Here is a 19,265-nt window from a genome sequence, read left to right as displayed (position 1 = left end):
ACAGGAAAAGGCAGCAAGTATAAAATGCGAAAGTCGCTGCCATGGCAGCGACTTTCGCACAAGTATAAAGTAGGAATCCTTATCTTCTGGTCAGGCCTCCGGCATAATTCGTACCACCAGCCCTTCCATCTCCTCATTCACGCGGAGCTGGCAGGAGAGCCGGCTGCTGTCGGTGGCATGCGGCAAGGTCTCCAGCATGTAGGCCTCATCGTCGTTCATCTCAGGCAGTTCGCCGCTTTCCAGCACCTCCACATGGCAGGTGGCGCAAATGGCCATACCGCCACATACCGCCTGAATCGGGAACTCATGCGCCTTCAGTACTTCCATCACAGAGAGGTTCATGTCGAGGGGGGCCTCCAGCGTAATTTGCTCCCCGTTGTCCTGTTTTACATAAATGTTGATGGCGTCTTTCATTGCTGTAGCTCCTGAATACCGTTAACCGTGGTGTATTTCAACACGAACTTCTTGTCCGGGTAAATGATGTTGTAGGCGCTTTGCGCCATCAGGGCAGACTCGTGGAAGCCGCAAAGTATAAGCTTCAGCTTGCCCGGGTAGGTGTTGATGTCGCCGATAGCATAGATGCCGGGGACGTTGGTGGAGTAATCCTCTGTGTTCACCTTGATGGCATTTTTCTCCAGTTCCAGGCCCCAGTTCTCAATCGGTCCCAGCTTAGGTACCAGCCCGAACAGCGGGATAAAGTAATCCACGTCTACCAGGTGCGGCGTAGTATTGTCTACCATTACCGTTACCGCCTTCAACTCGTTCTCACCATGCACCTCTGTGATATTGGATTTGAGGATCAGCTGTATTTTTCCTTCTTCGGCCAGCTTCAGCACTTTCTCCGCCGACTCAGGCGCTCCTCTGAAGGTGGTGCCACGGTGCACCAGTGTCAGCTCTTCGCAGATGTCGGCCAGGTAAATGGCCCAGTCCAGGGCAGAGTCGCCGCCACCGGCCAGGATCACGCGCTTGCCACGGAAGTGTTCCGGGTCGCGCACCATGTAGGTCACGCCAAAACCCTCATACTTCTCCAGGTTCTCTATAGCGGGCTTGCGCGGCTCAAAAGAACCCAGGCCACCGGCTATTACCACCACTTTACAGGCTATCTTGGTGCCATCCACTGTACGCACGATAAAGGAGCCGTCCTCTTGTTTTTCCAGATCCTCCACGCGCTCACCCAAGGTAAAGGTAGGGTGGAAGGGGGCAATCTGCTTCTCCAGGTTCTTCACCAGGTCTCCGGCCAGAATGTCAGGGAAGCCAGGTATATCGTATATCGGTTTTTTAGGGTATATTTCAGAAAGCTGACCGCCAACGGCAGGCAGCGCGTCTACCACGTGGCAACGCATTTTGAGCAGGCCTGCCTCAAACACGGCAAACAAACCGACCGGGCCGGCACCCACAATGCATATATCCGTTGTTATGTGCTTCATTGTTTAATTATTTTTTGCAATTATATGTAGTTGTAAAGATAGCCTCCAAATGGCAGCTTACATAATAAATCAACATTTACCGAGACAGGTTAGTGCAATTTCCGCACCAGTTTAAGCCCCTGCCAACCTGACAATTTCCTGTAGCCGAAGCGCATTGAAGGCCGCATACCCCAACTGGTCGTTATCGAAGTATACATACACATCCAAGCCCTGCTGCTGCCAGTTTTTGCACTGCTGCGCCCACCACTGCAGCGCCTCCTCCGTGTACGAGCCGGCATACTTGCCAGCGGGGCCGTGGAGGCGCACGTACACAAAATCAGCCGTAATGTGAAGCGGCGACATGTGTCCATCCAGTTCATAAATGCAAAAGGCGGCATTATGTTTTCGGAGCAGGTCCAACACCTCTTCCGTGTACCAACTCGGGTGCCTGAACTCAAACGTATACCGGTAATAAGGTGGCAGCAGGGAGAGGAAATCGCGCAGGCGCTCGAGGTTGAGGTGCCACATGGGCGGGAGTTGGAAAAGCACCGGCCCAAGCTTGTGCTCCAGCGCGTTCATGCTGGCAAACAGGCGGGCAAGGCCCTCCTGCGGGTCCTTCAGCTTCTTCATGTGAGTGATGTAGCGGCTGGCCTTTACTGCAAAAATGAATTCGTCAGCCACTGCATCGCGCCAGTTGGAAAAAGTCTCGGGTGTAGGTAGCCGGTAAAAGGAGTTGTTGACTTCTACCGTCTGAAAGAAGCGGGTATAGTACTCGGTGAAGCCTTTCTGCTTTACGCCATTCGGGTAAAAATTGCCTTTCCAGTGGTTGTAATGCCAGCCCGAAGTACCAATGTAAATCTGTTGCGCCATGCTGCTATGTTTTATCAGCAGCTATACTGAAACCAGGGAGATATTGTTAAGCCGGCAATCAGTACAAAAGGAGTGCAATACGCTAAGGGAAATTTTTGGGATGCAGTGCGTATAATCTAAATTCTTACGGAAGGTTTCGCTCTTTTAGCCAATCATTATCGAAATAAAGTATAAATGAATCCTTTTAAGGTGTAAAAGCAGCTATAATTGGAGGTAAAATCAAAACCAGCCTAAAAAGAAGTCGTTAAATAGGGTAAGCCACCCAATTGATACTCAACCTAAGCAAAAACATTATGGAATCGAACAATCAAAATGATCGCAACGAAGCGTTCGGCAGTAGGGCACAGGAGCGAGAAATGAATCCAAGAACCTTAAACCAGGGTAACAACTGGAGCCGCCAGGGAAATTTCCGCTACGGCCGCGACACTGCAAGTATGCGTGGCAACGACTATTACGGAAGCCAGGGCATTAACAGCGACTATGGCCGCGGAAACTACAGCAACTCTACGTTTGGTGCAGGTGCGCGCGGCGATTATAGCAGGGGCACCCGCTACGGTGAGGGGGGCAGCCCTTTTGGCGGCGGGTCTGGCTACGGACATTCCCGTTACGGAACATCGCGCAGCCACGGAGGCTACGCTGGCCAGCGCAACGGCAACGAGGCTGAAAATGTGCAAAACGGCTATGGCGATAACAGCAACCCTGGCAGCCGCAACAACTATGGCAGACAGGGTGGCAGCCAGTCTTATTCCGACTTTATCAACCACAACTACGGCAGCCGCAGCAGCAGTAGTTTGCCCCGTTACAAGAGCGGGTACGATAACAGCATCGGCAACTATGGGAAAACCGGCTACGGCTCTACCCGCTACAACAACCGCGATACAAATCGTGAAAACAGCACCTACGGAAGTGCAAACGAGGGCACGCCCTACAAGGCAGAGCCAATCAGTCGCTACAGCGAAAACGACGGGCGACGACGCTAGTTGTTCGTGCGCACGTTATATCAGTCAAAGGCTTGCTGTATGGCAAGCCTTTGCTATTATGGGTAACCGTAGCGGCACAGCATCGTTACAATTAGTACATACTATTTTAAACCACTAAAACACTAAACACTATGGAAAGGAACGAAAGAAACAGATATTACCAGCAGAACGACGAAAACCGCATGGACAGGGATTACGACCGCAACGCCTATAGAAACAACTATTATGGCCGCGGGGACAATGACTATGGCCGCGATCAGGATAACCGCCGCTGGATTCAGGAAAGCAGGGAAGATTTTCGCGAAAGAGGCGTGCTGAACAATGACAACAACCGCTTCCAGGACTACCGTAGCCGTGATTACGACATGGAGCGGAATTACCGCGATAACACCCGCGGCCAGCAGGGAAGGTTAGGCGATATTCGCCAGGGCTACGGCATTTCCAGCTTTGACCAAAATTCGGACCGTTACGGTTCAGGAATGAACAACATGCAGCGCGAACGCAACTCACAAATGCACCAGGGATACGGATCCGGCAGAATGAGTGGCTACAGCGGCTCGCGGTTCGGTGGCTCCAACTACAGCTCCGATGGCGATTTTGGAGGCTCCTCGAACTATGACTCCATGAGTGGTACAGACGGTAACATGGATCGTTATGTATCCACCTCCGGCTACGGAGGCGGTGACAATGACAACTCCGGCTATGGCGGCAGGGGAAGCGCTTATGGCTCCTCCGATTATGGCATGGGAAGCAACCGCTATGGCAGCCGCAACAATAACCGGCGAGACCGGGGCGGCTACTTCAACGAAGATCGTAACCGCTAAGCTTAGCACGAACTAGTTCATTTAAAAACCTGCCTTCGGGCAGGTTTTTTTGTGCCTGTAAGTATAACCAACAGCCAGATGCAAACTGAAGTATAGTTGAAGAAGTATGGTTATACTTGAGGAAAGGGAGCCCCTCACAAATCTATAGGATGCAGAGCGGCTTAAGCGGCATCCGCCGTACGGGTTAGCAGGCGAAAGGAGCTGGGGGAATCATATGAAACCTGCACTGTATGCTCCTGTTAAGACTGTTCTGCATATGCTGTCCGGCAAGCTTGAGTGTATGTGCCGGAGCTAAGGAAAGCCGGATGCGTGATTTTTTTCACTAAAAACCTAAGCTCATAAATCCTATTTTCAAGGTAAATACGTAAAATTGTTGTTTTAATACTGATTTTGACTCCAGACTTCTAATTAAGCGCTGATAGTCCTAAATTTGATCCTGTTTCAATCATGTAGTGGGGTTAGAGGTTGGAAGCAGCTGTCTCCCTTTAAAGCAGTCTGAGGTAAAATAGCACTGCTTTCATACGTTACTCGAAAGAGCTGCCGGCGAAACTGCAACAGGAATAAGTTTATCTAAAATCCTTCGGTTTTGCCATGGCTTGAGCGGGAGGGGCAACAACCAAAAAGACTATAGAAGATTGATGATTAGATTAATTCTGGCGGATGACCATAAGTTGATTCGTGATGGAGTAAAGGCGCTGCTGAACGACGAAGAACTGGTAATTGCCGGCGAGGTCGCCACAGGGAACGAATTAGTGGAACTGCTTACGTATACTCAGGCGGATGTGGTACTGCTTGATATCAGCATGCCGGAAATGGATGGCTTTGATTGCCTGCGCTACTTGAGACAGCACTATCCCGAGGTGAAACCTTTGATCCTTTCCATGTTAGAGGACGAGCGTTCTGTGCACCAGATGATGGAGTTGGGGGCACTGGGCTATATCACCAAGAGCGCAGGGAAAGAGGAACTGAGAATGGCTGTCAAATTGGTGGCAAAGGGCACCCCCTACATTAGTTCTATGCTCACCATGGATTTGCTGCGCAAGGCAAATAGTTCCAGCTTCGTGCCTGCCTTTCGCGATGGCCGTTCCTTCCAGGAGCGTACCCAGAAGGAGCTTTCGAAAAGAGAGCTGGAAGTACTGAACCTTATCTCGGAAGGCTACACCAACGCTGACATTGCTGAGCAGCTATTTACCAGCAAGCGCACCATCGAAACACACCGCCAGAACCTGCTCGAGAAAACGCAGACCCGCAATACGGCGGCCCTGGTAAAGTATGCCATGCAAAACGGATTTATTTCCTGACCTGCATCTCTAGCTGCTGCTACGGAAAGGCGTTGATAATTGCTTTCTTAGCCTGACTGCTCCGGGTGACGTATACAGGGTACACATTGTATCCGAAGGATGGGGTGTGAAACTCTTTTTCCAGCAACCGCATCGCCTAACAAACTGTGTATGAAAAACAGAACGGTTGCACGTATACTGTATGCCGACACCGTGGACATGGGGGGAATCCCGGTACGCCAGCCTTTTCCCACGCAGCAGGTTGACCGGATTGACCCTTTCCTGTTGCTGCACCACCACATCACCCAAATTCCGGAAGGCGTTGGGCCGCACAGAACAGGGGTAGATCCACATCCGCACCGTGGCTTTTCGCCGGTTACCTTCGTTTACCGGGGCGGCGTGCATCACCGCGACTCCCGGGGCAACAACAGTACAGTGTATACCGGTGGCACGCAATGGATGAACGCTGGCCGCGGTATCATGCACAGCGAGCGGCCGCCCCATGATATTCTGGACCACGGAGGCGTTCAGGAAATCATACAGGTATGGGTAAACACTCCCGCCGCCCACAAGATGGACCAGCCGGCCTACTTCCCGCTGCACGCGGAAAATACACCCACTGCCAATGCGGAAGGGGTGCAGGTAAAAATAGTAGCCGGTGAGTTTCAGGGCGTGAGAGGTCCGATAAAAACCTATACACCCTTGCTGGCGCTTCGCCTGGACCTGGAAGCCGGTGCAAGTATAGCCATACCCGTTCCGGGGGAGTACAATGCCTTTTTATACTTGCTGGATGGTGCTGTGCAGGTAGCCGGTTTTGGGCTGGTGGAAGGCCTGCACCAGGTGGTGTTCCAAAACGACGGCGACGGTGTGACTCTAACTGCAAAGGAGCAGACGCGTGCGCTGCTTCTGGCGGGCAAGCCACTGCAGGAACCAGTGGCAGCAAACGGACCGTTTGTGATGAATACCGAAACAGAGGTGATGCAGGCCATGCGCGATTACCGCATGGGTAAAATGGGGATTCTGATCGAGGATTAACTTACCCTTTCAGGTATAGCCAGCTAAGGGCGGCCTCAACAGAGGTGAACTGTGCCGTTTCTGCCAGAATTGGGTGGTTTTGGTAGGCACGTTCCATCTGCTGCTCAAACGAGATATACGTAAACACATCCGCATGCATCACACGCGCTATTTTCTGCAATTTGCTGGTGAGTAGCTCCGGTACCAATTTTTTAATGAGCCACTGCTGGTCCTCAAAAGTTACGTTGGCCAGTTTCCTGGAGTCGGCCAGCCATAGGTGAATGTCGTGCTGCAGGAGGTATTGCTTAACAAGAGACAGGCCGGCTCTGTATTCCTCGCTGGTTACGCTCCGCTGCCACACGTTGGAGAGCAGTTTGTCTTCTTCCTTTATTTTGATGACGATGTAATCAGGCGCTTCAGGTACCATAAGCTCTAACTTTAACTCAAAAGTAGGTATAAAATCATATATAGCGCATTATAGGAGGTGAATATATGTTCTACGTTCAGGAGCGTATCAGGTGAGGGGAATCCTCTTGCAGCTGTCTCTTGTTTTACGTGGCAGAACCCGTAGCTTTGGTTAGCAGATTAAAAGTATAAGTATGGCAACAATCAAAATCAATATAAAGAATATGGTATGCGACCGCTGCAAGCGGGTGGTTGCCGAAGAACTGGAGAACCTGGGTTATACAGTGCTGCAGGTTGGGCTGGGGGAGGCTGAGCTATCCACCACCAACGCAACTGTAGACCTGGAGCGGGTGCGCGAGGTGCTGGAAGTGAACGGTTTTGAGCTGCTCGATGACCGAAAGACGCAGCTAATCGAAAAGGTGAAACTGGCCATAATTGAGCTGGTGCATAGGGCCGGGGAACAGGATAGCCACATTAACACCTCGAGCTATATTGCGGATAAGGTTGGGCTGGACTACAACTACGTCAGTACGCTCTTCTCTTCCTCCGAAGGCATCACGATCGAAAAGTACCTTATTCTGCAGCGTATCGAAAGAGCGAAGGAGCTGCTGGTGTATGATGAGCTGAACCTGAAGGAAATCGCTTTCCAACTGGGCTACAGCAGCGTGGCGCACCTCTCCAGCCAGTTTAAAAAAGTAACCGGGCTAACGCCAAGCCATTTCAAGCAGATAAAGGACGATAGGCGCAAAACGCTGGATAAAGTGCAGGACCAGTAAGCGCTGGCAAGTATAAACATGAACGGGCGGTACTAAAAAGTAACCGCCCGTTCATGTTTATACTTGTTATGGGTGATGCTCTTACTTCAGTGTGCTGGGGCAAACAGTGTTGGTGCGTGCCAGATTTGTTTCTTTGATGGCGCCGTAGCCTCCCATCACATCCACCAGTTTATCAAACCCGCGTGCCTTTAGTATGGAAGCGGCGATCATGGAGCGATAACCGCCGGCGCAGTGGATGTACAGCGTCTCGTCTTTCGGCAGTTCTGCCAGGTGTTCGTTCAGGAAGTCAAGCGGTTTGCTGGAGGCAGCCTCCAGGTGCTCGGCCTGGTACTCGCCCGGCTTGCGCACATCTATGATGCGAATGCTGTTATCCTGCGCAAAAAGGTCTGCCAAAGTTGCCGCAGGAATAGACGTAATCGTGTCCAGTTCCTTGCCGGCTGTCTTCCATGCCTCCATGCCACCGCTAAGGTAACCAATTGCATGATCGAAGCCCACACGGGCAAGGCGCATCACCACTTCTTCCTCGCGGCCTTGGTCGGCAATGAACAGGATTGGCTGCTTGATGTCAGGAATCAAAGCCCCGGCCCAGGGGGCAAAGCCCCCGTCGATGCCAATATTTATACTTTTGGGAATGAAGCCCTTGGCAAATTCCTGGGGCTTGCGGGTGTCCAGCACCAATGCACCCGTTTCGTTTGCCGCTGCCTCAAAAGCCTCCGGCGAGAGCGCCTGAAGCCCCTGTTGCATTACCGATTCTATGTTTTCGTAGCCTTCGCGGTTCAGTTGCACGTTCAGGGGAAAGTAGTTTGGAGGAGGCAGTAGGCCATCTGTTACCTCTTTTACAAACTCCTCCTTTGTCATGTCAGCGCGCAACGCGTAGTTTGTCTGCTTCTGATTGCCCAGAGTGTCGCTGGTTTCCTTGCTCATGTTTTTTCCGCAGGCAGATCCCGCACCGTGCGCCGGATACACGATTACCTCATCAGCCAGGGGCATGATCTTATTTCGAAGCGAGTTGAAAAGATGTCCGGCCAGTTGCTCCTGTGTCAGATCTGATTTTGCTGCCAGATCCGGGCGGCCCACATCCCCGATAAAGAGTGTGTCGCCGGTGAAGATGGCGTAGTCTTTCCCATTCTCATCCTGCAGCAGATACGTGGTGGATTCCATCGTGTGGCCTGGTGTGTGCAGCACTTTTAGCTTCAGGTTTCCTACAGTTAGCTCTTCCCCGTCTGTGGCGATGTGTGCCTCAAAGGTAGGTCTGGCATTTGGGCCGAATACAATGGGGGCACCCGTTGCCCGGGAAAGGTCAAGGTGGCCGGATACAAAATCGGCGTGGAAGTGCGTTTCGAGCACATACTTTATTTTCGCTCCGTTACGAGCTGCTTTTTCAAGGTACGGCTTTATCTCGCGCAGCGGATCGATGATGGCCGCTTCGCCGTTGCTTTCGATGTAATAAGCGCCCTGAGCCAGGCATCCGGTATATATCTGTTCTACTAGCATACTGCCTTCTACTTGATGAGTAATGCAAATATCGACAAATCCTGCGCCTTTAAAAGTGATTCTTGTCATAAGTGCTTGCTGCGGCTGTTTGCCGGTGTGCCTGCACATATCACAGCATCATGGCCAAAAGATAAAATAGCATTGCACATATTCCTGATAAACTTCTCCTCATACTTGGTGTAAGTTTAAGTTGTGTCAGGCAGTGGCAGGTGCGTACACCCGCTCCGGCTCTTCGGCCTCAAGCGATTCGTTGTGCTGGCTTAAGTCCAGCCCAAGGGCTTCCTCCTGCTGCGATACCCGAAGCGGCGTAATCATATCCGTAAATCTTAGCAGGAGCCAGGAGCCACCGAAGGCAAAAACAGAGACTCCCGCCAGGGCAGCAGCGTGCACCAGAAACAGTTTGTATTCGCCGAAGATCAAGCCATTGCTCAATTCTATCGCTGGGTTTACAGCCTGGCTAGCGAATACACCGGTCAGCAGCATGCCTACCATGCCACCCACGCCATGGCAGGGGAAAACGTCTAAGGTATCATCAAACTTGGAGCTTGTGGTGCGCCATTCCATCACCAGGTTACTTATGATGGCGGCCACTACGCCGATAGTTAAGGAATGCGGAATGGTGACAAATCCTGCCGCCGGGGTGATGGCCACCAAGCCCACCACTGCACCAATGCAGGTGCCCATGGCAGAGGGCTTTCGTCCGCGCAGAGCGTCAAAGAAAATCCAGGCAAGTGCGGCAGCTGCCGAGGCGGTGGTAGTAGTAGCCAGAGCCACCACGGCGAGCGGATTGGCTCCCATGGCCGAGCCAGCGTTAAAGCCGAACCAGCCGAACCAAAGCAGGCCGGTACCCAGCATCACATAGGGGATATGGGCGGGTGCATGACTCTCCTCATGGCGGCGCTTCAGGAAAATGGCTGAAGCCAGGGCAGCCCAACCCGCCGACATGTGCACCACCGTACCCCCGGCAAAGTCGAGCACGCCCAGGTTAAAGAGAATACCATCCGGGTGCCAGGTGGCATGGGCCAGCGGCGCATAGATAAAGATGAAAAAGAGCACGAGGAACAGCGTGTACGATATGAACCGGATGCGTTCGGCAAAGGCGCCCGTAATAAGTGCTGGGGTGATGATGGCGAATTTAAGTTGAAACATGGCAAACAGCAGCAGCGGAATGGTTGGGGCAGCCGGCCAGGGTGCACCATCGATTATGCCGTTCATCATGAAGTAGGTGAGCGGATTGCCCACTATACCTCCCACGGATTCACCGAAAGCCAGGCTGAAGCCGAATACCACCCACAGCACCGTTACGATGGCCATACAGATAAAGCTTTGCAACATGGTGGAGAGCACGTTCTTTTTGCGCACCATGCCACCGTAGAAGAAAGCCAGGCCGGGTGTCATGAGCAGCACCAGGGCTGTGGCAGAAAGCATCCAGGCCGTATCAGCGGCATTAAGCTCTACCGTTTGCACGACCTGCGGCACCGAAGGAAGGATAAACGTGGCAGCCACTACCAGCAAAAGCAGCAGCATCGGAATACGTGAAAAGGCTTTGGCTCTCGGAGACATAACTTGAATTGCGTTTTTGTTAATGAATATTTATTTGTGTTGCTATAATTTTAAAACCCGAAGCAAATATTTATAATACATATATATAATGCAAGTATAAATTTATCTATTGGCAAAATAAATACGGTTTAATAATGGAAATTGTAAACTTACGGATGAACTGGTGTTTTTTTTACAAAGACAGCACTGCTAAAGGTAGGTGCCTTAGAAAAGAAAAAGCCGCAAACCCAGGGGGAGTGCGGCTTTTGGCGGGTCTGCCCCTAAGCAGCAGACGACTCACTAATCAACCTTTATGTAAAATAAATTTCTTCTGTGCCCTGGTACGGAGCGGCTCATACACCCGCACATAATCCACTTCCATGCGCTGTGGCCAGATAGCGGGGTCCACGCCTTTTTGCCCGCCCCAGCCGCCACCCACCGCAATGTTCAGAATCAGGTGGAACGGGTGATCGAAGGGCCAGTCTTTGTAGCCGCTGCCGTTGTTTTTGAAGGTGTGGTATACTTTGTCATCGATGATGAATTGTATCTCCTCCTCGGTCCAGTTGACGGCATAGCGGTGAAAAGCATCCGAAAAGTCTTTTACCGTTTGCTGCTTTCCTACCTGTGTGCCGATTTTATGGTTGAAGCTGCTGGTATGCACTGTGCCATGGACAACCCCCGGATCAAACCCGACATGCTCCATGATGTCTATTTCGCCGCTGGCCGGCCACCCGCCGTAGCGTAAGGTGTCGGGGAGCATCCAAATGGCAGGCCAGGTGCCGCGGCCTTTGGGCAGTTTCGCCCGGACCTCCACATACGCATACTTCCAGGCTGCCTTGCCCTTTGTTTTGATGCGGGTGGAAGTATAGGCACTGTCCTGGCCGGCAACCTTATGGGCTTCGATGATCAGTTTTTCACCGTCAACATGCACATTCTCCGGCTGGTTGGTGTAGTGCTGCAGTTCCTCGTTGCCAAAGCCGCAGTGGTTAGGGCAGCCATTGCCCAGGTCGTAGGTCCACCGGGTGGAGTCGGGGGCGCCGGTGTAGTTGAACTCATCGCTCCAGAGCAGGCGTGGTTTCTGTTGCACCTGTACTGCTGAGTGGAAGTATAGCAGCGCCAGCGGAAGTATAAAGTTAAGCCCGCTCATAGGGTATCTTCCGTTACAAGCGTGAACGCCGCCTCCTGCACATCGCGGGAGTTAGGGCCTACAAAAACTTTAAAGTCACCGGGCTCGAAACCGTAGGTCAGGTCGGCACGCCAGAAAGCCAGATCCTCTGCAGTGATGTTGAAAGTGACGGTTTTCTTTTCACCGGGTTTGAAGGAAAGCTTCTGGAACTTCTTCAGCTCTTTTACCGGGCGTGTGATGCTGCCCACAAGGTCGCGGGTATAGAGCTGCACCACCTCTTCACCAGCACGGTTGCCTGTGTTCGTCACCTCTATACTTACCTGCAGCGGTTCGCCCGGGCGGAAGCTTTGCTTGCTGAGCTTCAGATTGTCGTACTTGAAGTTGGTGTAGCTTAAGCCGTAGCCGAAAGGGTAAAGGGCCGTGGTGGGAACATCGCGGTAGCGCGACTTGTACACACGCTCCTCACCCGGCTCGGAGTGCGTGCCGGTGTATGGGCGGCCCGTGTTCTTCTGGTTGTAGTAGATGGGCAGCTGGCCCACAGCGCGCGGAAACGAAACCGGCAATTTGCCGGAAGGGTTGTAAGCGCCATAGAGCACTGAGCCTACCGCGTTGCCAGCCTCAGAGCCAAGCGACCAGGTGGCAAGTATACTTTGGATGTTCTCATCGAGCCAGCTTAACTCCAGGGCGCGGCCGCTGCTCACGAGGGCAACAATCGGTTTGCCTGTGGCATGTATGGCCTTCATCAGATCCAGTTGCACGCCCGGCAGCGCCACATCGGCCCGTGAGGCGCCCTCTCCATTCATCACAGCGCTTTCACCCACGGCCATAATGACCACATCTGCCTTTTGCGCGGCAGCCACTGCGGCGCCGAACCCTGCTTTAGAATCGTTGTAAAGTTCGTAACCCGGTGCGTACGTAACCTCGGCGCCTTTCGCATACTTCTTTATGCCCTCTAAAAAGCTTACCGGGTGCTGTGCCTCACCGAAGAAAGACCAGGTGCCGTTCATGTCGGCTTTGCTGTCTGCCAGCTGGCCGATGACAGCAATCTTCTGTGTTTTGTTTGACAGCGGCAGCAGGTTGTTCTCATTTTTAAGCAACACAATGGAGCGCTGTGCCACCTCGAAGGCTGCCTGCAAGTTCTCCTTCGAGCGCACTTCTTTTTTCTCGGTTTTCACATTGCTGTAGCGGTACGGATCCTCGAAAAGGCCTAGCTTGAATTTAAGCCAAAGCACCCGTCGCACCGACTCGTCCAGAAATTTCTCATCCACCTTTCCGGCCTTTACCAGCTTCGGAAGTTCTTTCAGGTAAATCTCTGCCATCATGTCCATGTCGGTTCCTGCTTTGATGGCCAGTTCACCGGCGTGTGCGTTATCGCGGGTATACCCGTGCTCGGTCATCTCCATGATGTTTTGCCAGTCAGAGATCACCACGCCCTTATAGCCCCACTCATCCCGAAGTATGTCACGCATAATCTTCATGTTGGCAGTGGCAGGTATCCCGTTCAGCTCGTTGAAAGAACTCATCAGGGAGGCTGCGCCAGCATCGATGGCGGCTTTGAAAGGAGGGAGGTAGGTGTTGCGCAATTCGTAATCCGATATGTCAACGGTGTTATAGTCACGGCCACCCTCGGCTGCCCCGTAGGCCACAAAGTGCTTTACGCAGGCGGCAATTGTTAGCGGGTCAGACAGGTCCTTGCCCTGGAAGCCTCGCACGCGGGCGGCTGCAATCAACGATCCCAGGTAAGGGTCCTCACCGGCGCCTTCTGCCATTCTACCCCAGCGGGCGTCCCGGGCAATATCCACCATCGGGGCGAACGTGAGGTTGATTCCGGAGGCGGCAGACTCCCTGCCCGCAACACGTGAGCCCTTCTCAATAGCCTCCAGATCCCAGCTGGCCGCCTCAGCCAGCGGAATCGGGAAAACAGTTTTGAAGCCATGGATCACGTCGGCGCCGATCAGAAGCGGAATGCCCAGCCGCGATTGCTCCACCGCCAGCTTCTGCAATTTACCGATATAGGCTGCACCATGTATGTTGAAGATGCCCGTAATCTCCCCTTTTTTTATTCCCTCATTGAATTTGTCTGATTCCGAGGTGCGGACGGTAGGGCCTGTGTTAAAAAGGTCGCCCACTACAAAGTTCAGCTGCCCAACTTTTTCTTCCAGCGTCATTTTGGCTAGCAAAGCTTCAATGCGTTTGGCAGTAGGGTCTGTCTGCTCCGCCTTTCGGAACGAGGAAAGAACTGCGAGGGCACCTACCACTGCAAGTATAAATACCGGAATGAATGTCTTTTTCATGATGATCAAGTATAAGTTAGCCTGTCCATGGCCTGTGTGGCAATGGAAAAAGGCGTCGTTGTTCGTCTGTTTTTAATGGATAAGGATGCGTTTTATGATGACAGCATCTCGCGTTGTAAGGCGGCAGAAGTATAGGCCGGCCGCCATGCCGGGCGGTGGCACCACCGAAAGTTCTCCGGGTCCGCCTTGGTGTACCTGCACCCTGGTTGCCCTGCCAATGGCATCTACCAACTGCACCTGCTGCACCAGCAAACCTGCAGGAAACTGAACTGTAAAATTGCCGGAGCTGGGGTTCGGGTATACTTGCACCAGCGGGTTATCAAAAGCGTCGCGGATACCCAGGGGTGCATCGGCAGCAGAAGCCGCGTTGGAGTAAGCGGAGGTGCCGGCGTTGTTGAAAGCCTGCACTTTATACACCACCTCATCCTGGCCTGCGGAAGCAACTGTGAACTCCCGCACGTTGGCTGCCACGCTGCCTATTTCAGTGAAGGCACCAGCTTTAGAGTTGGCACGGAAAATCTTAAAGCCAGCCTCGTTTGTTGCATTGTCCTGCCAACTGATTTTGGCTTCATTGGGATGTGCGGCTATATGAAGGTGCGAAGGGCGGTTTGGCACCGCAGGCAGCTGTTGCAGCACCGAAAAGTTGTCGATCCAGAAGGTATCCTGGCCGGGAGTGCCGTAGATGCCGTAGTCCACCAGCAGCCTGATTTCCTTCACCTGGGCAGCGTTTATCTGGCCTGCGCCATTTCCAAAAATGCTGCTGTAGTCGAAATAGTACGTATAAAACTCCCCGTCATCGATGAGCGGCATGAGCGTGAACACCTTGCTGGTGCCCGAAATATTGCCTGCCACATCCTTCAAGTCAATGCGCAGCACCACAGAGCCGCTCTCGTTGTTCGTTTTAATGCGGGCAGCCAGCACAGGATGTGTCGTCATGTTAAGGGGAGAAGCCAGGGTATAGTTAATCTGCGGCAGGCCGTTTGGGTTTGTTACCGCATAGTTTACCAGCAGTGCTCCTTCTTCCTGTGCGAAATCAAACGTGCCGCCACTGCTCGAAAGCTGGGAGGTGGGGAGGTCGTTGAAATCCTCTATGAGGAAGCTTTCGCCTTGCGGAACCTGGGTGGTGTTGACGGTTATTTCCTTTACAAACTGCTGTCCGTCCAGCTGCATCTGCACCCGAACCACACCGCCTGTATTTCCCCAGTTCACCTTGACCTCTGATGTGCTGGCACCGCTTGTAATGGTTGCACCCGCGGGCACCTGCCAGGTATAAGTGGCGCCGGAGACTTTACTGGCTTTGAAACTTAGGTTCTGTGCATTGGGGGCCACTACGGTTGGCCCGCTTAGCTCCAACTCCCGGAACTGCTGGTATACCCGCACATAATCCACCTCAAACCGCACACTGTTCAGGGCAGGGTCAATCCCGTTCTTTTTGCCGCCCGTTTCATACCTCGGATCGCTGCCAAAGTTGCCGCCCATGGCCAGGTTAATGATGATGAAAGCAGGATCATTGAATGGCCAGGTTTGGCTGTTCTTGTTGGCTGGGGCGTACGTGTAAAACAGGTTGTCATCCACATAAAACTTGAAGGCGTCCGCACTCCACTCAGCTGCATACACGTGGTAAGTATCCGCGTAGTCATTCACCAGGATGGTACCAGAATTCTGGGAATTGCCATAGCTGGAGGGCGTGTGCAGGGTGGCATGAATCTTACCCGCGTCCCTTCCTACATGCTCCATCACGTCTATCTCGCCAGCGGCAGGCCAGCCAAGTGTGTTAATGTCCTCTCCGAGCATCCACAAGGCTGGCCAGGTACCGGCTCCTTTTGGCAGCTTTGCCCGGAACTCAATGCGCCCGTAGGTAAAGTTATACTTGCCTTGGGTATGGATACGGGCAGAAGTCCAGTTGCCGTTTTGCTTGATGGCTTCTATCACCAGTTTGCCACCTGTGCGGCGCACATTGGCGGTTTCGTTGGTGTAAGACTGCACTTCGTTGTTTCCCCAGCCGCCTTGCCCGGTGCCCAGATCGTAGCCCCAGTAGGTTGGGTTGGGTAGGCCTTCGCCCTCAAACTCATCGCTCCACACCAGTTCGTTATAACCGGTTGCCTGCCCAAAGACAGTAGACGCAGCACAGCAGGTGACAATCGTGAGAAATGCTTTGTAAAATTTATTCATAAGCAGGAGTAAGCAGCGGTACGGGCTCCCCAGCCGCATGGCAGTTTAGCCGGAGAGCCCTGGTACCTTGGGTGCTTAGTATAATGCGATGTCGTCGATGTAAAAGATGCCCGGAATAAAGTTGCCCTCGCCGCCAATCTGGATAACCACGCGATCAAGGTCTTTTCGTGCGGCTGCCCCACTGAAATCGAAGGTTAGTTCCACCCATTCCCCGAGTTTAGTTACCTGCTGCTTTACCTCTACTTGGTTTGCCCAGGGTTGGGCAGCCTCAGAGTCCTGCAGCTTCACCGACACCTGCTTCAGCAGGTTCTTGATCGCCCAGTCCTCGCCAGCCTCTGTGGTGTAGTCGTTAAAGGTTGGCATAAATACCTTCAGGCGGATTTTGTTTTTGGTGGTCAGGTCTATCTTGTAGGGCAGGGTGGTGTACAGGTTGTCGAACTCGTGCGCCTGGCCACTGCCTTTAATGTACTGCCCTACCTTGGCTGAGGTGTTGATCGGAACGGGCGCTGGGTTGTCGTAGCTTTCGTTGAACATAACCTGATCTGTCTGCCACACAATATTTCCCGGCTCGTCAAAGTTATCCTGCAGCTCGGCCACCTGATAAGGCTTGACAGGTTTTGGAACGCTGTACCCTTTTGGCACAAAGCGCTGGTACCAGGCCTGGTCGCCTGCGGCTGCACTAAGGTGACGGACGTACAGTTCGTTTTCGCTAAGCGCCAGAATTTCGTAGCGCGACACCCCCGTATAGTAGCCCATAAAGCCGCCGTTAGAGATGATCAGGAACTTCTGATCCCCTTCGTCCACAATGCTCCAGGTCAGGTTTTGCTGTGGCGTATAAGCCACTGTCGCATCGCCTCCATTAGTGCCGCCTAAGCCTGCCAAGTTTGCTCCGTTTGAAAACGTATCGCCTTTGTTGTTGTAGGTGTACGCCAGCCCGTTCAGGTTAAAGGTCATCTCATCGTTGTAAAGACCTTCCCCCGCTTTTTCGTTGGGCGCGGCCCTGTACCATTCCGGCGCAGCGCTTGTCACCGGGCCGAGCGCAAGGTGCCCGGCAGCCTCTTTGTCTACCACCCAAGTTTTACCCTCCAGTGCGTCTGCGCCACCTGTCAGGAAGTTGTAGTCCGGGCGATTCAGCATCAGCGGGTTAGTGTTCTCTATGGTGATGGTTTTGCTGTTGGAGGCAAAGCCACCTTCGGTGAAGATCGTAAGCGTTACAGTGTACTCTCCTTTTATTGGGAAAGTGCCTGTTACTTCTTTGCCAGTGGCGGTTGCACCGTTTCCAAAGTCCCACACAGCCTTAAAGCCCGGCGAGGTAGAAACAAAGTGCACGATGTTCTCATTCTCAGCATCCGGCTGCACTGTAAACTGCACCTGCTCTGCGGTAGGGGCAGGACCTAACTCCGGGTCTTCTGTTTCACAACCCGTCCAGGTGAAGGCCAGCAGCAACAGGGTTGCTATAAAGTTTATATGTCTTTTCATCTTGTATGCCGTTATACTTTTAAAGAATTAATACCCGTCGTTCTGGTTGAGTACCCCAGCCGACAAGTCCAGCTCACTTTGCGGTATCGGGAAGAAACCGTTTCGGGCGGGGTTGAAGGTGATGTTGTAGTCCACCGGATCACCGGAATATAGCGGGCCGCGCTGCGTGGTGGAAATGGCCTGATCCGCCACGTTCATTCCCCGGCGCAGCAAGTCCCAGTAGCGCTGGCCCTCCAGGGCTAGTTCCACGCGCCGCTCCTGGTAGATGTTCTCCAGCGTGGCTGGCTTAGTTGGCAGGTCCACCCGGTCGCGCACCATGTCAAGCCATACTTGCGGCGTGCCTCCTCCTGCAGTTAACCCTAGTTCGGCGGCCATCAGCAGTACATCGGCAAAACGGATAGCGCGGTAATTGTTGCCCCAGTTCAGCTCTGTCTGGCCTGCTGAGGGTGCATACGCCTTGGAGGTAGTATACTTCTGGCTGAAGTAGCCGGTATGCTGATAGCCTCTGTCCAGTCCACCGTTCAGCTCCGACACGGTAAGCAAGGTGGCATCCTTGCGAGGGTCGTTTGCTTCGAATGCTTCGAAAAGCGACTGAGTGGCGGGGGCAAAGCTCCATCCGCTCAGGTACTGCTCGGCAGCCGGGTCCTGCAGGCGTGGTCCCTGCATCTGCGGCTGTATGTTGCCTTCACCTCCGTGTATAAAGCCCCAGTCAAACCAAGGATTCTCATCCGAATAAGCGATCTCCCAAACAGACTCCACACTAAATTCACCTTCCGGCGTGAAGATGTCAGCATAATTTGGCACCAGGCCGTGTCCGCTTTGGTTGATCACGTCCTGCAGGTGCTGCAGGGCACGGTTCGCATCCACTGTCACGTCACCTGCCTGCAGGTTCTGTCCGTACACGCCGTTGTAGAAAAGGAAAGCTTTGGCAAGGAGCGCTTTGGCAGCCCATTTCGTGGCATGCCCCTGCGATGCCGCCAGCGTTGCCTCTGGCAGGTCCGGAATGGCTTCCTCCAGGTCCTTGGCAATCTGGTCGTACACCGCTTTTGGCGTTGCCTGTGGCTGGTTGAACTCTGAAGCGCTTACGAGGGGCTCCAGCACCAGGGGCACATTTCCAAAGAAGCGCACCAGGTCCAGGTAAAATTGGGCTCTTAAAAACTTCGCCTCTGCTATAATGCGTGCCTTCGAAGCCTTGCTGGCTTCTATGCCTTCCATCTTGGAGAGCAGCAGGTTTGCCCGAGAAATACCAAAGAAGTGTTTCTTCCAAAGGCCCTGTATCTCCGGGTTGGTGGTAAGGATGTTGTGGTTGTCAACTTCGATGATATTAGGCGCGTCTGTGCGGCTGCCACCACCAGCAAAGGCATCATCGGAGGCAATGTCAAGCAGCATGGGAGTAGGGTGAAAGCCAATAACGGTGTTCCACTGCAGCACATCATACACGCTGATGAGCGCTTCCCTTGCATCCGCCTCTGTTCTGAAAAAGTTATCCTCTGTTCGGGTGTCCTTTGGCTGTAGGTCCAGGAAATCTTCGCAGCCGGTGGAGCCACAGACAAGTATGGCCGCCAGCAACAGTTTAGGAGTATTTCTAAGTATATTTTTCATG

At 53.0% G+C, this 19,265-nt stretch carries 16 protein-coding genes; 5 read left to right on the top strand and 11 right to left on the bottom strand.

Annotated features, from left to right (window positions below; genetic code table 11):
• Positions 1 to 90: 90 nt before the first annotated feature.
• From A0W33_RS01795 to A0W33_RS01785, 3 genes are all read right to left on the bottom strand, one after another.
• Entirely contained in the window at positions 91 to 414 is a 324-nt protein-coding gene (locus tag A0W33_RS01795) for a 2Fe-2S iron-sulfur cluster-binding protein (RefSeq protein WP_068836579.1), read from the bottom strand.
• The gene (locus A0W33_RS01790) at positions 411 to 1,427 is read right to left on the bottom strand and encodes an NAD(P)/FAD-dependent oxidoreductase (RefSeq protein WP_068836578.1); all 1,017 of its coding nucleotides are present in this window, start codon (positions 1,425 to 1,427) and stop codon (positions 411 to 413) included. Before A0W33_RS01790 ends, A0W33_RS01795 begins: the two co-directional genes overlap by 4 nt.
• A gap of 111 nt (positions 1,428 to 1,538) precedes the next feature.
• Positions 1,539 to 2,276 (bottom strand): DUF72 domain-containing protein, encoded by a 738-nt coding sequence (locus tag A0W33_RS01785; protein WP_068836577.1) that lies wholly within the window; start codon positions 2,274 to 2,276, stop codon positions 1,539 to 1,541.
• Positions 2,277 to 2,569: 293 nt separating this feature from the next.
• Here A0W33_RS01785 and A0W33_RS01780 point away from each other — a divergent pair, with 293 nt between their 5' ends.
• The 4 genes from A0W33_RS01780 (at position 2,570) to A0W33_RS01765 (ending at position 6,395) form a co-directional block, all read left to right on the top strand.
• Positions 2,570 to 3,256, top strand: a complete 687-nt coding sequence (locus A0W33_RS01780; protein WP_068836576.1) for a hypothetical protein — start codon at positions 2,570 to 2,572, stop codon at positions 3,254 to 3,256.
• A gap of 131 nt (positions 3,257 to 3,387) precedes the next feature.
• Positions 3,388 to 4,080: a hypothetical protein gene (locus A0W33_RS01775; protein WP_068836575.1), complete on the top strand. Its 693-nt coding sequence runs from the start codon at positions 3,388 to 3,390 to the stop codon at positions 4,078 to 4,080.
• Positions 4,081 to 4,718: 638 nt separating this feature from the next.
• Positions 4,719 to 5,381, top strand: coding sequence for a response regulator (locus A0W33_RS01770; RefSeq protein ID WP_068836574.1), 663 nt, complete (start codon positions 4,719 to 4,721; stop codon positions 5,379 to 5,381).
• A 150-nt stretch (positions 5,382 to 5,531) separates the two neighbouring features.
• Complete coding sequence (locus tag A0W33_RS01765; protein WP_068836573.1) at positions 5,532 to 6,395, top strand: pirin family protein; 864 nt, start codon at positions 5,532 to 5,534, stop codon at positions 6,393 to 6,395.
• A 1-nt stretch (position 6,396) separates the two neighbouring features.
• Here the strand turns inward: A0W33_RS01765 and A0W33_RS01760 are convergent, their stop codons facing one another.
• Positions 6,397 to 6,801: a hypothetical protein gene (locus A0W33_RS01760; protein WP_068836572.1), complete on the bottom strand. Its 405-nt coding sequence runs from the start codon at positions 6,799 to 6,801 to the stop codon at positions 6,397 to 6,399.
• A gap of 172 nt (positions 6,802 to 6,973) precedes the next feature.
• Between A0W33_RS01760 and A0W33_RS01755 the strand changes: the two genes are divergently transcribed.
• Positions 6,974 to 7,555, top strand: coding sequence for an AraC family transcriptional regulator (locus A0W33_RS01755; protein WP_068836571.1), 582 nt, complete (start codon positions 6,974 to 6,976; stop codon positions 7,553 to 7,555).
• Between the two features lie 81 nt (positions 7,556 to 7,636).
• Here the strand turns inward: A0W33_RS01755 and A0W33_RS01750 are convergent, their stop codons facing one another.
• The 7 genes from A0W33_RS01750 to A0W33_RS01720 form a co-directional block, all read right to left on the bottom strand.
• Positions 7,637 to 9,049 (bottom strand): MBL fold metallo-hydrolase, encoded by a 1,413-nt coding sequence (locus A0W33_RS01750; protein WP_068836570.1) that lies wholly within the window; start codon positions 9,047 to 9,049, stop codon positions 7,637 to 7,639.
• A 195-nt stretch (positions 9,050 to 9,244) separates the two neighbouring features.
• Positions 9,245 to 10,612 (bottom strand): ammonium transporter, encoded by a 1,368-nt coding sequence (locus A0W33_RS01745; RefSeq protein WP_068836569.1) that lies wholly within the window; start codon positions 10,610 to 10,612, stop codon positions 9,245 to 9,247.
• A 283-nt stretch (positions 10,613 to 10,895) separates the two neighbouring features.
• Complete coding sequence (locus tag A0W33_RS01740; RefSeq protein ID WP_068836568.1) at positions 10,896 to 11,738, bottom strand: glycoside hydrolase family 16 protein; 843 nt, start codon at positions 11,736 to 11,738, stop codon at positions 10,896 to 10,898.
• Positions 11,735 to 14,011, bottom strand: a complete 2,277-nt coding sequence (gene bglX / locus A0W33_RS01735; RefSeq protein WP_068836567.1) for a beta-glucosidase BglX — start codon at positions 14,009 to 14,011, stop codon at positions 11,735 to 11,737. The genes A0W33_RS01740 and bglX overlap by 4 nt, the downstream gene beginning before the upstream one ends.
• Positions 14,012 to 14,083: 72 nt before the next feature.
• Positions 14,084 to 16,183: a family 16 glycosylhydrolase gene (locus A0W33_RS01730; protein WP_172798075.1), complete on the bottom strand. Its 2,100-nt coding sequence runs from the start codon at positions 16,181 to 16,183 to the stop codon at positions 14,084 to 14,086.
• 75 nt (positions 16,184 to 16,258) lie between these two features.
• The gene (locus A0W33_RS01725) at positions 16,259 to 17,662 is read right to left on the bottom strand and encodes a PKD domain-containing protein (RefSeq protein WP_068836565.1); all 1,404 of its coding nucleotides are present in this window, start codon (positions 17,660 to 17,662) and stop codon (positions 16,259 to 16,261) included.
• A gap of 27 nt (positions 17,663 to 17,689) precedes the next feature.
• On the bottom strand, positions 17,690 to 19,264 hold the full coding sequence (locus A0W33_RS01720) for a RagB/SusD family nutrient uptake outer membrane protein (protein WP_068836564.1): 1,575 nt from the start codon (positions 19,262 to 19,264) through the stop codon (positions 17,690 to 17,692).
• Position 19,265: the final 1 nt, after the last annotated feature.

This window comes from Pontibacter akesuensis, from assembly GCF_001611675.1.
Classification (GTDB): Bacteria; Bacteroidota; Bacteroidia; order Cytophagales; family Hymenobacteraceae; genus Pontibacter; species Pontibacter akesuensis.
Note: the sequence above shows the minus strand (reverse complement) of the source record. Positions and strands in the feature narration are given on the sequence as shown.